The sequence below is a fragment of the Bacillus sp. OV166 genome (assembly GCF_900177675.1).
Classification (GTDB): domain Bacteria; phylum Bacillota; class Bacilli; order Bacillales; family Cytobacillaceae; genus Neobacillus.
Genome location: NZ_FXWM01000001.1, coordinates 597,544 through 613,680 on the forward strand (window position 1 = coordinate 597,544; position 16,137 = coordinate 613,680).

The following is a 16,137-nucleotide window of genomic DNA, read 5'->3' on the forward strand; positions in this document are numbered from 1 at the left end:
TAATAACACACCAACTTAGTTTGTCTTGTACAACGTTAATGACCTTCAAAAGGACATCTCCTGCCGTATCATAAGCTATATTGATGAAAAGGCGTCATCCTAAAAATAGGATGACGCCTTTTGAAATTTTAGCTATTATTTTTTAAGGGATTTTACCACTTCGTCAATTGTTTTTTCACTGGCGATTAAACCGTTGATTGTCCAGTTGCTTGGGTCGTTCATTTCATATACGTGGCCATTTTTTACTGCATCAAGACCATTCCAGATGGAACTCTTCGCCAAAAGGTCTAAGCCCGCTTCGCCTTTTTTGCTGACAAGGAAGATATGATCTGCTTTGATTTCTGGCAATTTCTCAAGAGCAATTGGATCCCATTGAACGGCAGCTCCGCCAAGACCTTCAACGAAAGCAGGCTGCTTAATGCCTAGATCGCCGTAAAGAACGTTTGCGCTGAAACGGTTGTTTTCCATCAAGTAAAACTTATCGGCCATTACCCAAAGGATTGCGGCAGATTCATCGCCAATTGAATCGTGGACTTTTGCTTTTGCATCAGCTACTTTGGTATCGTAATTCGCTAGGGCTTCTTTGGCTTCTTTCTGTTTATTTAGGATCTCGCCCATTTGAGTCAGTTGTTTACGCCAATCGGCACTTACCTCGTCCTTATAGACATAGGTAGGAGCAATTTTTTTATACTCCTCATATTGTCCTTTTTGGATGGAAGATTGAGAGCTGAATATGATTAGATCAGGGTTGTTACTGATTGCCTGTTCAAGTGGAAGGTCCCAGCCGATTTTGGGAACGTCTTTTAACTCGGGCTGCAAATAATCTAAAACTGTGTCACCAATTGACCATTGAGCTGCTGGTCTTACACCTAATGCTACCAATGAATCCTCTAAATAAGGAGCGATGATTCGTTTCGGATTAGCGGGTATAACCACTTCAACCATCGCATCAGTTAATTTCACCTCGGTATTTTTATTCTCTGTTTTCTTGTCCGTATCTGAATTATCGGAATTACTGCAAGCACTTACTAAAAATAACATCAGCAATAAAGTAAAAGATAAATAAAAGCGCTTTTTAAGCATATATAAACCTCCTAAGATAGTGAATACCTATTATAATGGTAATGATAATCATTTTCATTTATGATGTCAATAAACAAAACAAGTGGATTGGTGCTAATTTGTGAAGGGAATTTGAAGGATATTTATGGAAACACTTTTTATCCTACTATTATATTGAAAAATCAAGGGTAAATATCTATACTTAATGATAATGATTATCATTCTTTTTTTAGCGATTCAATTATACTTGTCAATTTAGTAATATACCCAAATGTTCTTTTTTTATCTAGAAGAGGTGTAAGATTTGAAAGGAAATGCAAAGCAACAAGACGGAGACTCTTTAGTACTTCATAAAAACAGATTAAAAACAACCATTAAAGCAACTTTGGTATTAATTGTGGGATTGATACTAATCTTAATCTCGATGGGTTTATCCATTGCCTACGGTGCAGCGGATATAAAGCTGGCAACGGTGTGGGAGGCTGTGTCACATTTTAACCCTGAACTTACTTCCCATCAAATCATCCAAGAAATCCGCATGCCGAGGGCGATTGGAGCCGTTTTAGTCGGAGCATTACTTGCCGTTTCAGGTGCCGTGATGCAAGGTTTGACACGGAATCCGCTCGCATCTCCATCCATCATGGGAGTGACCGATGGGGCTGCGTTTGCGTTAGTCATTACCCTTGCTTTTTTTCCGACAGCGACCATGTTGGGTTTAACCTTTTCATCCTTTATAGGAGCAGGATTAGGTGTTATCCTTGTTTTTACAATCGGGGCATTTTCAAAGGGAGGATTGACACCAGTAAAGCTTGCACTTGCCGGAGTGGCTGTTGGCTCAATGCTCAGTGCATTCTCAAGCGCCATTGCGCTTCATACACAAGTCGCAAAGGACATGAGTTTCTGGTATGCAGGTGGATTAACGACAACTTCTTGGGGGTCCGTTAAGATTTTACTCATCTCTGGTGGACTTGGGCTATTGCTCGCCCTGTACATCTCAAAGTCAATCACCATTCTTAGCTTAGGCGAAGAAGTTTCAAAGGGGCTCGGTCAAAATACACTTTTAGTAAAATCACTTGGCGTGATTGTTGTATTGGTGCTAACTGGTGCCGCAGTATCCGTTGCTGGCGCCATTGGTTTTATTGGACTGGTGATTCCACATATTACTCGTTTTATCATTGGGTCCGATTACCGCTGGATTATACCAATTTCTGCTATATTAGGCGGGCTGTTACTGGTGCTCGCCGATATTGCAGCAAGAATGGTGAATGCCCCGTTTGAAACTCCGGTCGGAGCCATAACGGCCATCATCGGTGTTCCCTTTTTCTTATACCTAGCTCGTGGGGAAAGGAGAGGGCTGTGATGACTCAAAGGAAAGTAAAACAGAAAAAATTTATCTTCGTAATTAGTCTATTATTTATCCTAACGATTATCACTTTTATCATAAGCTTAAACCTTGGTGTGGTCCGGATTGCCCCACTGGATGTGTTTAAGACATTAGTTGGGATGGGAACAGCCCGGGATCAACTCGTTTTAGTTGACTTTAGGCTGCCGAGAATGATTCTGTCATTATTGATTGGTGCAGGATTAGCGGTCTCTGGGGCCATTTTGCAAGGTGTGACGAAAAATGATTTAGCGGACCCTGGGATTTTAGGAATTAACACAGGGGCAGGGTTCATGGTCATCCTATTTATCTACTTCTTTCAAGGCTCTATGAACAGTGTGAGTACGTTAGGCATCTTTTTAATGCCGCTATTCGCCTTAGTAGGAGCAGTAATTGCGGCATTCCTGATTTACGTATTGGCATGGAAAAAAGGAATTGACCCAGTCCGGTTAATTTTAGTAGGAATTGGTGTGAATGCTGGCTTTGGCGCTGCGATTGTTATTTTTCAGTTAAAAATGAATCCGCAGGACTTTATGCAGGCGGCTGTATGGCTATCAGGTGATATATGGGGAGCTAATTGGAAGTTTGTTTCCATTCTTGCACCCTTAATCCTGCTTCTGCTTCCTTTTGTCTTATATAAAGCACACACCTTAAATATCTTGAATTTAGGTGATCAAGTCGCGACGGGTCTCGGCATCCGGGTAGAGAAAGAAAGACGGCTATTGCTTTTAGCAGCAGTAGCACTCGCAGGGTTTAGTGTGGCCGCCGGGGGAGGAATTGCTTTTCTGGGATTAGTAGCACCTCATATTGCCAAAAGATTAATTGGTCCAAAGCACCAACTATTTCTGCCAATAACAGCAGTGTTAGGGTCGTTCCTGCTTTTATTGGCAGACACGATTGGCAGAAACCTTCTCGCGCCTACACAAATACCGGTTGGAATTGTTGTAGCAATATTTAGTGCACCATATTTTATCTTTTTACTAATGAAAGCAAAATAAGGGGGAACGGATTGTGGTTTCACTTTCTACCGAGAATCTTCAAATAGGCTATGGAGACAAGACGATCGTTGAAAACTTGAATTTACAGATAAACAAAGGGGAAATTACCACTATTATCGGCGCCAATGGCTGCGGGAAATCTACCATTTTAAAAACATTAGCCCGTGTCCATGCAGCTAAATCTGGAATTATCTATTTAGATGGAAAGATGATTCACAAAGTCCCAACAAAGGAAATTGCAAAGAAAATGGCCGTCCTTCCGCAAAGTCCTGAGGCACCGAACGGATTAACCGTCTATGAATTGATTTCCTTTGGTCGTTCCCCGCATCAAAGCGGATTCGGCAGGCTGTCGGATAATGATCGCAAAATGATTGATTGGGCTTTAGAGGTTACCGGGCTTACTTTATTCGCTGACCATCCTGTCGATGCACTATCTGGTGGACAACGCCAGCGGGCATGGATTGCAATGGCAATCGCACAAGAAACGGACCTATTGCTGCTAGATGAGCCAACAACGTACCTCGATATGGCACATCAGCTGGAGATTTTACAGCTGCTTGAAAAATTGAATAAGGAACAAAGCCGGACAATTGTTATGGTCATTCACGATTTAAATCATGCGTCGCGTTTTTCCCATCACATGGTTGCCCTCCGTGCTGGTAAAAAGGTCAAAGAGGGAACGGCAGAAGAAGTGATGACCCCGGAAGTTTTAAAAACTGTTTTTCAAATCGACGCAGAAATTGTAAAAGATCCACGGACGAAAAAGCCGGTATGTCTTTGCTATGATTTAATCCAGAAAGATCATAGTTTCGACAAACGAAAAGTCATGAATTTCTAGTTAGAAGCGGGATTGGGTGTGGAATGATATGAAAATTTATGATGTAACCATTATCGGCGGGGGTCCAATTGGCTTATTCACCGCATTTTATTGTGGGATGAGAGAGATGGAAACGAAAGTAATAGAATTTCTTCCATACTTAGGCGGAAAGGTTTCCTACTTCTATCCCGAAAAAGTCATCCGAGATATTGGCGGGATTCCGGCTATTTCAGGAGAAAATCTAATCAAACAGTTGGCGGATCAGGCACTAACCTTTAACCCGACGATTGCTTTGAATCAACAGGTTGTCGGATTGGAAAGATTAGAGGATGGGACTTTTCTTTTAACAAGTCATAACGGTGAGAAGCATCATACACGTACCATTATTCTAGCAACCGGTTTTGGGACGTTGAAAAGTGCAAAGCTTGACGTAGAAAATGCTGAGAAATATGAAGGACGGAACCTGCGTTATGGGGTTGAAAGGCTGAGTGACTATAAAGATAAACATGTGCTCATTTCCGGTGGCGGCAATTCGGCCGTTGATTGGGCCAACGAGCTGCTGCCGATTGCCAAACATATTACAGTGGTGCATCGCAGACATGAATTTTCAGGACTGGAGCGAAATATCAGTAATTTACGTAAATCTGCTGCGACCATCCTAACCCCGCATGTTTTAGACGCCTTACATGGGGAGAATGATCGAATCGAGAGTGTTTGCGTCAAAAACATCGAAACTAACGAGACTCAAGTGATTGAAGTAGACGAAGTTCTTGTCAATCATGGCTTCTGTATTGATCTAGGTCCGATCAAGGGATGGGGTTTAGAATTCGAATATGGAAACATCAAAGTAGACAACAGGATGCAAACCAACATCGAAGGAATTTTTGCCGCTGGCGACGTCGCAAACTACCCAAATAAATTACACCTAATCGCAGGCGGATTCTCAGAAGGACCCACTGCAGTAAACAGCGCCAAAGCCTACATAGAACCCGAAAAAGAACTAAAGCCGATTTACTCGACGACCCACTTTTGAGCTGGTGTCATTTTATAGAGGAAGTCAAAAAGTGGTGTCAGGCACCACTCGTGGACACCTGTCCGTGCCTTTTTGTGATTAGGTATCTTGTTTTGCTGTTCGGGTCCGGGTTTGAAGGTATCTGTGTCTTGAATAGAAGACCGTTGTCATGATGATTGATAAACCTCCGAATAGGACGCACATCAGTTGCAGGCCGATTAGGTCGAGGAAGAAGCCGCTAATGAGCAGGACAATCTGATAGGTAATCCGGTCCAGCATATTCCGGAAAGAAAAGAATCGTCCGTGAAAATCTTTCGGTACCTTTGTTTGGAAAATAGTGGCGGCCGTTGGGAAAAAGCAGCCAACAGAAAATCCAAATAATGCAAAAGCAACGATGGTCAGCAGCGGTATATCAGCTAAATAAAGAAGCAGCTGAGATCCACCAATCAAAAAGGAACAGGCAAACAAGATGATGTAAGGTGAAGTGCGGTCACTAATTAATTTAATGAAAAAAGCGCCAATCATAAAGGAAATACCCTCTGACGTGTAGATCCAGCCTTTTATGGCTGAACTATCCTGGAGTTCACTAATGTTAATGACGACAAGGTTAAAGCCGCCCAGAAACAGGACGGGGACCAATGTCATGATCAGCGTCATAAAGACAATCGGCAGACCTTTAATAATCGGAAAAACGTCTTTAAAACTTGTTTCTTCTGATGGGCCTTTCTTTGCGGTCTGATGATCCTTTGATTCATCTATATTCAAGAAAAAAGTGAGAATAAATATTCCGATATACGCTACCAGTGAACCGACATAAAGCATCGCTAAGGGCAGGACAACCAACAAAATTCCAGCCACGGCTGTTCCAACAATGCGCGACAAGGTCGATACGTTCATATGAACACCGTTCAATTGGAGCAAATCCTTATCTGCGACAATCAGCGGCAGTGCTGCTTGAAGAGCAGGAAAGTAAAAAGCAGCTGAAATCTGCAGCAGAACTAAAAATACAACCATCCACCAGATGGATCCTGTTGCAATCGCTATTAACATAAAGACAACACTGATAGCCCTTACAAATCCAGCCAACAGCATAACTGTTTTCTTACTTGCTTGATCGGTAAGTTTGCCAGCATAGGGCCCAACCGCAATCCCAGCGAGCAGTCCCGCTGCTAGAAGGAGCGATTTTAAAAAGTCCGAAGGCAGCTTCTCTTGCATGAATTCTAAATTACCAATAATGCCGAGCCACAAACCTAGACCGGCAATAAATTCCCCTGTTAACAAAATCCAAACATTCTTGTTCCTAAACATAAACTGTGTCCTCAATCCTCTATTCATATCCATATGAAAATATAATTCTATTCAAAATACTATCAGAAAACAGTGTCAGGCACCACTAGTGAACTAATGGCATCTTGTTTATCTGGAGGATCCGCTCTTACATTAATGTTCAATTTTTGTTAAGAAAATATAAAGAAAAATAGGCCTTTTTTAGGAAAAATGGGTCCGGAATATATTGGAAAATGTAGCTTTTCTGTTCAAAAGTAATTTGTTCTCATACGAATTACCTATATTTTAGCACTTCCGATTTATTAGCCTTTACATTTGTTTACATTTGCTTAATAAACCCCCTCTATAATGAAAATCGTAAAACAACACATTCAAGTTTATTTGAGGGGGAAATCGAATTGTTTAAGAAAAAACTTATGAAAAAGGTTCTTCCAGTTGCTGTCCTTTCAACCATAGCTTTTAGCAGTCTTGTTGGAACAGGCACCGCTAACGCAGAATCAGAAAATACAACTAAAAACAATGAGGAAATTAAAAATGTCATTTTTCTAATCGGGGATGGAATGGGTGTTTCATATACGTCGGCCTACCGTTATTTAAAAGACAACCCGTCTACTAAAAGAGTAGAGCCAACTGAGTTTGATAAATTTCTAGTTGGACAACAGACTACATATCCAGAGGATGCGAAGCAAAATGTAACGGATTCAGCATCTGCAGCAACGGCCATGGCTGCGGGAGTCAAAACCTATAATGCTGCCATCGCGGTTGACAATGACAAATCTGAAGTCAAAACAGTCCTTGAAGCAGCGAAAGAGAAGGGGAAATCAACCGGACTGGTTGCTACGTCAGAAATCACACATGCCACACCTGCATCGTTTGGTTCTCATGATGTAAACCGTAATAACATGAATGCCATTGCGGATGATTATTATAATGAGATGGTGAACGGAAAACACAAAATTGACGTTCTTTTGGGAGGCGGCTCGGATTTATTTATCCGTCAAGACCGTAACCTTACAGATGAATTCAAAAAAGACGGATACAGTTATGTTTCAAATCTTCAAGAATTGAAAAAAGACAAAAATGACCAGGTACTCGGTTTATTTGCGAAACGAGGCATGCCAAAAATGATTGACCGGACGGCAGAGATGCCTTCCCTAGCAGATATGACGACTTCTGCTATTGAGCGCTTAAATCAAAATAAAAAAGGGTTCTTTTTGATGGTGGAAGGAAGCCAGATCGACTGGGCAGGTCATGATAATGATATTGTTGGGGCGATGAGTGAAATGGAAGATTTCGAAATAGCGTTCAAAGCAGCGATTGATTTTGCCAAAAAGGATGGACATACATTAGTAGTGGCAACAGCTGACCATTCAACTGGCGGTTACTCGATCGGTGCCCGCGGAGAGTACAACTGGTTTAGTGCACCAATCAATGCAACAAAACGCACCCCTGATTTTATGGCAGAGCAAATTGCTAATGGGGCAGATGTGAAAGAAACTTTGTCTAAATATATTAATCTCCCTTTAACAGATAAAGAGATTCAGTCTGTTAAAGATGCTGCTGCTACGAAGAAAGTAGTGGATATCGATAATGCGATCGAACAAATTATTGATATCCGTTCATTCACTGGGTGGACGACTGGCGGGCATACGGGTGAAGATGTAAACGTATATGCATTTGGTCCCGCTAGCGACCGTTTTGCCGGTCAAATTGATAATACAGACAATGCCAAAATCATCTTTGATATTCTTGAAAAAGGTAGCAAAAAAATAGTCATCGAAGACAAGTAAGTTTCAAAAATTTAGTAGATTAGGATTGGAAAATAAGATATCCCGTTGCCTTTGCAGCAGCGGGATATCTTTCTAAAAAGGAGTTTTACTTGATGGGAGGAATCGATGTGAAACAGGCAATGATAACTATTTTATTTGTTTTTCTACTTACGGGCTGTTCATTTGTTTCAATTCAGCCAACTAATGAGAAAACTGATGCAAAAATAGAGAATACTTCCACAGCTATCAAAAAGATCTCGAAAGATGATCATGACGCTTATTATAATAGCCCTCAGGTTACGGATGATTCAACCTTACAAAAACCCGGCCAGTCTGTTACGGATGAAAAAGGGGAGGCCACTTTAAAAGCGATCAAACATATAAATAAGGTATATCATTTCGGAGACATTGAGTACACGATCAAAGAAATGAAACTACTTCACTACCGACCTGATTATAGTTTAATTGACTATTTCCATCCGTTAACGGAAGCTGAGGAATTTGATTTTATTAAATTAAGTGTGGATATAAAAAATCAATCCAAAGAAAAACGGAATTTTGCTCCAGTCGCCCTTTTTGAAACGAATACAGGTGTGAAAATGGATTGGAAACAGGATATGTATCTTGAACATTTGAATGGAGAAATCGAAGGAAATCAAATCAAACGGGGGAGTCTAGGCTTTATAGTTGACCAAGCTGGCAGCAAAAAAACGGAATGGATTAGTCTTCTTACCAGTGACGTGTTTAATGATAAACACGAAAGGCTGGAGGAAGCACAAAAAATCCAACTTGATTTTTAATGGAGAATAAAAAGGTGTCAGGCACCACTCGTGGACATTTGTCCACGAGCGGTGCCTGACACCCTTTGGCCAGTTTGAAATTTTTACGAATATATAAAGACCTTGAGTAATTGTACCTCTCTGGAAGAAACGGAAGGACATCAGGGCCCTACCCATGATTGGGATAGGGCCCTATTTGTGTTCCGAGGTTGTGCAACATATTGGTACAATTTTTATGAGAGGGTATTCATTATGGATATAGTATAATAAAAATACTGAAATTTCTAATTGTGCAGGTCGTATTCTGGAGGGATCGCGTTGACAGTCGGGGAACTATGCCGAACACTTATTGTAGACGATGAAATGTTAATCAGACAAGGGATTAAGCATTATATCAATTGGGAGCAAGAGGGGTTTATGATTGTTGGTGAGGCTTCGAACGGTCAAGAAGCCCTGGAGTTAATCGAAGCAACCAAACCACACATCATTATTACAGATATCGTGATGCCAATCATGGATGGAGAAGAATTAACAAGAATTGTGAAGGATAGATATCCTCAAATTGAAATCATTATTTTAAGTAGTTTTGGAGAATTCGATTATGTTCGCTCCACCTTCCAAAGTGGTGTCGTTGATTATATCTTAAAGCCGAAGCTCAATGCAGACGGTCTCTTAAAGGCGCTGAAAAATGCCGCAAGCAGAATTCCTTCCTTTCAGAAAGTGGATCAAAGATTAACAGGCAATCTCCCAATTGGGCGGATTATCAATAAACTGATTTCAGGATATGAAGTGAAGTATGATTCGGAGTTAGTATCCAAAGCTTTGCCATACAGCATTTATTGTTTAATTGGAGCTGATTTAAGGAATCACCAGTCTAGAAATAGTGCAGAATTTCAAACAAGTATCAAGGCGAAAATCGAAGAGGCATTGCAACATATCATAAATCAAGTTGTTTACGAGCCCTTAAGCGTTGAAGAGAATATCATTGGATACTTAATTAATATAAACAAGCAGAATGATAAAGAGTTTATTAAATTGACCAGCAAACTTGCAGAGTCTATACCAGGAATAAGTATTGCTTTGACGGATGAGTTTTCAGACCTTTCTCAACTAGAAAGCAACTACAAAGAAAGTCTCGTAAAATTGTTAGATTATCGCTTTTATTTTCCAAATCAACCGTTTTTAATGAAAGTGAATCTTCCAAAAGTGCCGCCCAAACCCGAAAATTTTAATTTGGATTGGTTTACAGAAGAATTAAAGAGAAAACATTTTGATTCCGCTTTCAAATATCTACAAGACCATGTAAAGGTAATGTCTTCTTGTTATACGATGGATGTCTTTGAATATAAAGCTTTTTTTGGCAACATTATTTTTAACATTACCATTCTCCTAAGTAATATGAAGTTTGACGTAACAGAATTGGAAGAAGCCAAGTATTCATATTTTAGGTCGATTGATGAAGCACCTTCGGCGGAGGCCACGGTTGAACTAATGAATCGCTTTATTGAAGAAGCGGAAAAATGCATATTTTTGGTGCAGAGTGAGCCAGAAGATATAAATATGAAAAAACTGATGGAATATATAAGAGAACATTATGCCGAACCGCTTACCCTTACTGGGGTCGCAAAGCACTTTCATTTTAATCCATCTTATCTTTCAAGCTATTTTTCAACGCATAATAAGGAAGGATTCATCGAATATCTCAATAGAATGCGGATCGAAGAAGCGACGAAACTGCTCATGGAGGGAATGGAATCTATCTCAGAAATTAGTGGAATGGTCGGTTATTCGGACCACAGTTATTTCTGTAAAGTTTTTAAGAAAATAAAGGGATTGTCTCCAAGCCAATACAAAAGAAAGCAAAAACTAAGATAAGAGATGGTGAATTATGAGATTTATTCCCGAACGTTTTAAATATAACGGATTCTTTATCGTTATGTTTTTCATTACGGTTATGATGATTATCACAGTTTCGATCACTATTACATGGACAACGATTCGGATGTCGGAGCAATTTTTTATTAAAAAGTTTAGCATTACGAACTCCAAAGTAATGAGTCAGGTAAAGGAAAGTTTCGAATCCTTTAACTATTCGGTCGTCCTAGCATCTAACAATCTCCTTCAAAGCAATACGTTTAAAAAAATTCTTACGAAGGAGCAATATAGCAATAAAGAGAAACTTAATGCCTATTTTAATGCGGGCCAACAGTTAAAGCGAATTGAAACTAATTTAGATGCATATGAAGAAAGCATTCTAGTCATGGGTAGAAATGGATTCAGTTTTGCAACGGATCGGACGTACTGGCCAATTACGGATGAGGAATTAAGGGCTAGCAGACTTACTAGTAATACGTTTAAGGAACCAAAGAAACTGGTGTACCAATTGGACAAGCGAAATGATGGAACGAATCGCCAGTTCATTGTGGCATCAAAGGTACTAATGGAACGGATCAACGGTACTGTTTATGGATCGATGTTCTTTGCGTTTGATGAAAGTCAATTTAGACAGTTCTTCACAAGCTATACAGGACCTGGTAATAATGTGTTTGTCGTAGACAAGCAGGGAGTTATTGTTTCTAGCAACCAATCAAAGCTCATAGGTCAAGCACCAAAAGGCTTGCTTAGCTATGTAGGAAAAATTGAAAAGAGTTCAGACCATTATATCATTGATAATTTTATGGGAAAGGATCAGATTATCTCGATGGAATACCTTCCATCGTTTGACATGTACCTATTTAATATAATTGATAAGCAAAAAGCAGTTGGAGACCTAATTGATAAGAAAGATATCGTGCTCATCTCAATGGGTATCGTCTTTGTGGCGTTAATCATTGTCTTACTAGCGACGAGGAGATTGACAAATTCGTTATCGAGTCTTGTTAAGCAGATAGAAGATGCGTCAAAACATGAATTCCACCAATATGTTACTGCAACCGGCACATATGAAACCATGAAAATCGGCAATGCCTTTAATTCCATGCTCGATGAGCTCCACTTGTATGTTGAACAGCTTGTGGAATCACAAAAGCAAAAGCGCAATGCGGAATTGGCTGCGCTTCAGCAGCAAATTAATCCTCATTTTTTATACAACACGTTAACTTCAATAAAATTCATGGTGCAGCAAGGTGGAAAAGAAGAAACCGAAGCAACAATTAATTCTTTAATATCCTTGCTTCAGAATACAATTGGCAATGTCAGCGAGACGAATACCATTGTCCAAGAAGTGGATAATTTAAAAAATTACGTCCTTATTAATCAAAAGCGGTACGGTAACCGGATTAATGTTAACTATTTTATCGCGCCAGATTGTTTGGAATATCACGTACCAAAGCTAATCCTGCAGCCTTTTATGGAAAATTCATTCTTTCATGGCTTCAATCGTAAGACTGGTGGCTATATTAATGTACTTGTCTGGAAAGAGGAGAATACGTTGATTTGTGAAGTCGTGGATAACGGAGATGGAATGGAAGTCTCTTCAGAGAATAAACTCCCGACTACAAAGCGTAAGCAACAGATGTTTTCTGGGATTGGTGTGCGGAATGTCCATGAGCGTATCCAACTGATTTACGGGGAACAGTATGGGGTGACAATTTCTAGCGAGTTGGGTGAAGGGACAAAGGTCCGGATGACACTTCCAGTTTCAACTAAGTGAAAATAGTCATAAAATCTAAAAATAATCCAAATAAATCAATTGGAAGCGTGTTCATGTTATAAAAATATTACCAACCATTAAAAATATCGTCCTAACGGTTACTTCTTAACAGGTGATAACATTGTATTTGTAAGTTAGATAACGCTTACAAAAATAGAATGTTGGGGGAATATCAATGAAAAAAGTACTAGCACTCTTTTTAGTTAGTATATTGATGCTAACTGCCTGTTCTTCGGGATCAAATAAAGAGACTTCCGACAGCGGCAAAGATACAAATGAAGTAACAGTATGGGCATGGGACCCGAATTTTAACATTAAAGCAATGAATTTAGCAAAAGAAGCTTATAAATCTGAAAACGCAGATGTAAACATTAAAGTTATTGAACATGCTCAAGATGACATTATTCAAAAGCTTAATACGAGCTTAAGTTCTGGAACTACAAAAGGACTTCCGAATATTGTTTTAATTGAAGATTATCGGGCACAAAGCTTCCTTAAAGCGTATCCAGATATGTTCCAAGAGTTAACTGGCTCTTTTAAAGCGGATGATTTCGCTCAGTATAAAATTGCTCCTACCAGCTTGGATGGCAAAAACTACGGTCTTCCATTCGATACTGGTGTTACAGGACTATATGTTAGAACGGATTACTTGGAAAAAGCTGGATACAAAGTTGAGGATTTAAAAGATATCGACTGGAACAAGTACATTGAAGTAGGTAAAAAGGTTAAAGAAGCAACAGGTAAATCAATGCTTACACAGGATCCAAAAGATCTAGGTCTAATTCGTATGATGATTCAAACGAGCGGTTCATGGTATTTAAAGAATGACGGGGTTACACCTGACATAGCGGACAACGCTTCTTTAAAGGAAGCATTCCAAACATATAAAGAGCTTTTAGATGCGGATTTAGTGAAACCTGTCTCTGATTGGGGCCAATTTGTAGCAGGATTTAACAGTGGTGATGTTGCTACGGTTCCTACGGGTAACTGGATTACTCCATCCATCAAAGCGGAAAGCTCACAAGCAGGTAAGTGGGCAGTTGTTCCGATGCCAAAACAAGCTGGAATTTCAGGTTCCGTGAACGCCTCTAACTTAGGCGGAAGCTCTTGGTACGTGCTTAACATTCCTGGTAAAGAAAAGGCTGCTGACTTCTTAGCAAAAACTTTTGGTTCTAATGCTGATTTTTATCAGACTTTGAATAAGGAAATGGGAGCGATCGGTACTTACAAGCCAGCTGCTGAAGGCGAAGCGTATAAGGCTGCGGACGATTTCTTCGGAGGTCAAAAGGTCGTTAGTGACTTTGCTGCCTGGACAGAGAAAATTCCTCAAGTAAACTATGGTATGCATACGTATGCAATTGAGGACATTTTAGCTGTTGGAATGCAGGACTACCTTAAGGGTAAAGATCTAGATAAAGTATTAGAAGATGCTCAAAAGCAAGCTGAAGAACAAATTAAATAAAAAAACAAGTTGAAAAGTAACAAATCTATAAGAAATTAAGCCTCGGTATTTCGCCGGCTTCTCCATTAAGGTTAAACGGAGGTATCTGATGTGTCAGGCGAAGTTCAGAGGCTATCTTTTTAATTAAAAGTGTAAGGAGTTGACTCAAGTTGATAACCTCTAAAGTAAATCACAATCAGACCCTGAGTTCAGTAAAATCAGGCCGGAAAATTCGGGCGAAAAATGCTGTCATTGGCTGGTCCTTCGTTATTGTCGCAGCTGTATTGATCTTTTCCTTTTATTTCTACCCAATGGTTCAGGCACTTATTTTGTCCTTTCAATCAGGAGTCGGTGCAAATCTAACGTTTACTGGCATCGATAATTATACACGATTGTTTAAGGATCCAACGTTCCTTACAACAGTAAAAAATACAGTGATTTATCTAATCATTCAAGTACCAGTGATGATTTTACTGGCTTTGTTTCTTTCCGTTTTATTAAATAATAAGACGTTGAAGCTAAAGGGATTTTTTCGGACAGCCATCTTCTTACCCTGTGTAACTTCTCTTGTTGCCTATTCCGTCATCTTCAAATATTTGTTTGGTCAAGATGGCATGATTAATATCATGCTAATGAAAGTTTCACTAATTTCGGAACCGATTCAATGGCTTACTGATCCCTTCTGGGCAAAAATAGCGATTATTGTAGCCATCACATGGCGTTGGACTGGCTATAACATGATATTCTATTTATCCGCTCTTCAAAATGTTGATGAATCGATCTATGAAGCGGCAAGAATAGATGGTGCTTCGGCAGTTCAACAATTTTTCAAAATAACCATTCCAATGTTGAAACCGATTATCCTATTTACATCGATTACCTCAACGATTGGTACGCTTCAGTTGTTTGATGAGGTTATGAATATTACCAAGGGTGGACCGGGAAATGCGACCATGACAATTTCTCAGTACATTTACAATTTATCATTTAAGTATACCCCTGACTTCGGATATGCGGCTACTGTCTCTTATGCCATCGTCATTATGATCGTCATCTTCTCTATTATTCAGTTCAAAGTGGCAGGTGATAAAAATGAATAACCTTAAACGCTCATTCAGCTATACAGTCCTTATCATCGCTTCCATTGTTTCTATGTTTCCGTTTCTATGGATGATTGTGAGCTCAACAAACAAGTCTGTAGATGTGACGCAAGGAAGGATGCTGCCTGGCAGTCACTTTATAGAAAACCTTCACAATCTATTAGACACAGTTGAGCTTGTACCAGCATTAATGAATTCAGTGAAAATCTCGATTCTCACAACAGTACTTGCCATGCTTATCGCCTCCTTGGCAGGATATGGATTTGAAATTTACAAAAGTAAGTCGAAGGACTTTGTGTTTAATATTTTACTGGTTTCTATGATGATTCCTTTTGCGGCTTTAATGGTACCGCTCTTTAGAATGTTTGCCACCATTTCTCAAGCCCTTCCAATGATCGGAATCGATACGCTTACAGCCGTCATCTTACCAACAGTTACAACTGCTTATCTTATCTTTTTCTTTAGACAAAGCACAAAGATGTTCCCGAAGGAGATTCTTGAAGCGGGAAGAATTGATGGTCTGTCCGAATTGGGATGTTTCTTCCGGATATATGTTCCTACAATGAAGACGACCTATGCAGCAGCTGCCATCATTACCTTCATGGCTAGCTGGAACAGTTATTTATGGCCGCTGGTTGTGTTGCAGTCACCCGAGAACCAGACCATTCCGCTGTTAATCTCAAACCTCGGTTCAAGCTACTCACCCGACTTTGGAATGATTATGACAGCGATTGTGATTGCCACCCTGCCGGCAGCACTTATTTTCTTCATTATGCAAAAGCATTTCGTTGCAGGGATGATGGGTTCAGTTAAATAATAAAATTTTGGAAAAATGTAGA

Annotated in this window: 13 protein-coding genes; 11 read left to right on the top strand and 2 right to left on the bottom strand. The window is 39.8% G+C overall.

Translation table 11 applies throughout. The features are described 5' to 3' along the window. Nucleotides 1–135 precede the first annotated feature (135 nt). Complete coding sequence (locus CCK98_RS02885; RefSeq protein ID WP_088085206.1) at nt 136–1,083, bottom strand: iron-hydroxamate ABC transporter substrate-binding protein; 948 nt, start codon at nt 1,081–1,083, stop codon at nt 136–138. 352 nt (nt 1,084–1,435) lie between these two features. Here CCK98_RS02885 and CCK98_RS02890 point away from each other — a divergent pair, with 352 nt between their 5' ends. The 4 genes from CCK98_RS02890 to CCK98_RS02905 are packed head-to-tail and all read left to right on the top strand — an operon-like array spanning nt 1,436 to nt 5,291. Further along, nucleotides 1,436–2,422, top strand: coding sequence for an iron ABC transporter permease (locus CCK98_RS02890; RefSeq protein WP_256942520.1), 987 nt, complete (start codon nt 1,436–1,438; stop codon nt 2,420–2,422). Next, the gene (locus tag CCK98_RS02895) at nt 2,422–3,441 is read left to right on the top strand and encodes an iron ABC transporter permease (protein WP_088085207.1); all 1,020 of its coding nucleotides are present in this window, start codon (nt 2,422–2,424) and stop codon (nt 3,439–3,441) included. The genes CCK98_RS02890 and CCK98_RS02895 overlap by 1 nt, the downstream gene beginning before the upstream one ends. Nucleotides 3,442–3,454: 13 nt before the next feature. After that, complete coding sequence (locus tag CCK98_RS02900; RefSeq protein WP_088085208.1) at nt 3,455–4,279, top strand: ABC transporter ATP-binding protein; 825 nt, start codon at nt 3,455–3,457, stop codon at nt 4,277–4,279. Nucleotides 4,280–4,295: 16 nt separating this feature from the next. After that, a complete protein-coding gene (locus CCK98_RS02905; protein ID WP_088085209.1) occupies nt 4,296–5,291 on the top strand; it encodes an NAD(P)/FAD-dependent oxidoreductase in 996 nt (331 codons plus the stop codon). Nucleotides 5,292–5,369: 78 nt separating this feature from the next. Here CCK98_RS02905 and CCK98_RS02910 read toward each other — a convergent pair whose 3' ends face one another. After that, the gene (locus CCK98_RS02910; protein WP_088085210.1) at nt 5,370–6,578 is read right to left on the bottom strand and encodes an MFS transporter; all 1,209 of its coding nucleotides are present in this window, start codon (nt 6,576–6,578) and stop codon (nt 5,370–5,372) included. A gap of 395 nt (nt 6,579–6,973) precedes the next feature. Between CCK98_RS02910 and CCK98_RS02915 the strand changes: the two genes are divergently transcribed. From CCK98_RS02915 to CCK98_RS02945, 7 genes are all read left to right on the top strand, one after another. Then, complete coding sequence (locus CCK98_RS02915) at nt 6,974–8,347, top strand: alkaline phosphatase (protein ID WP_179195995.1); 1,374 nt, start codon at nt 6,974–6,976, stop codon at nt 8,345–8,347. A 107-nt stretch (nt 8,348–8,454) separates the two neighbouring features. After that, nucleotides 8,455–9,126, top strand: a complete 672-nt coding sequence (locus CCK98_RS02920; RefSeq protein WP_373408519.1) for a hypothetical protein — start codon at nt 8,455–8,457, stop codon at nt 9,124–9,126. 297 nt (nt 9,127–9,423) lie between these two features. After that, entirely contained in the window at nt 9,424–10,980 is a 1,557-nt protein-coding gene (locus tag CCK98_RS02925) for a response regulator transcription factor (RefSeq protein WP_088085212.1), read from the top strand. A 13-nt stretch (nt 10,981–10,993) separates the two neighbouring features. Further along, a complete protein-coding gene (locus CCK98_RS02930; protein WP_256942239.1) occupies nt 10,994–12,757 on the top strand; it encodes a sensor histidine kinase in 1,764 nt (587 codons plus the stop codon). Nucleotides 12,758–12,932: 175 nt separating this feature from the next. Next, complete coding sequence (locus tag CCK98_RS02935; RefSeq protein ID WP_088085214.1) at nt 12,933–14,219, top strand: ABC transporter substrate-binding protein; 1,287 nt, start codon at nt 12,933–12,935, stop codon at nt 14,217–14,219. 182 nt (nt 14,220–14,401) lie between these two features. Then, nucleotides 14,402–15,298 (top strand): carbohydrate ABC transporter permease, encoded by an 897-nt coding sequence (locus tag CCK98_RS02940; RefSeq protein ID WP_179195996.1) that lies wholly within the window; start codon nt 14,402–14,404, stop codon nt 15,296–15,298. After that, nucleotides 15,291–16,115 carry a carbohydrate ABC transporter permease gene (locus CCK98_RS02945; RefSeq protein WP_088085215.1) on the top strand — a complete coding sequence of 275 codons (825 nt, stop codon included), beginning with the start codon at nt 15,291–15,293 and terminating at the stop codon, nt 16,113–16,115. The genes CCK98_RS02940 and CCK98_RS02945 overlap by 8 nt, the downstream gene beginning before the upstream one ends. The last annotated feature ends 22 nt before the right edge of the window (nt 16,116–16,137 follow it).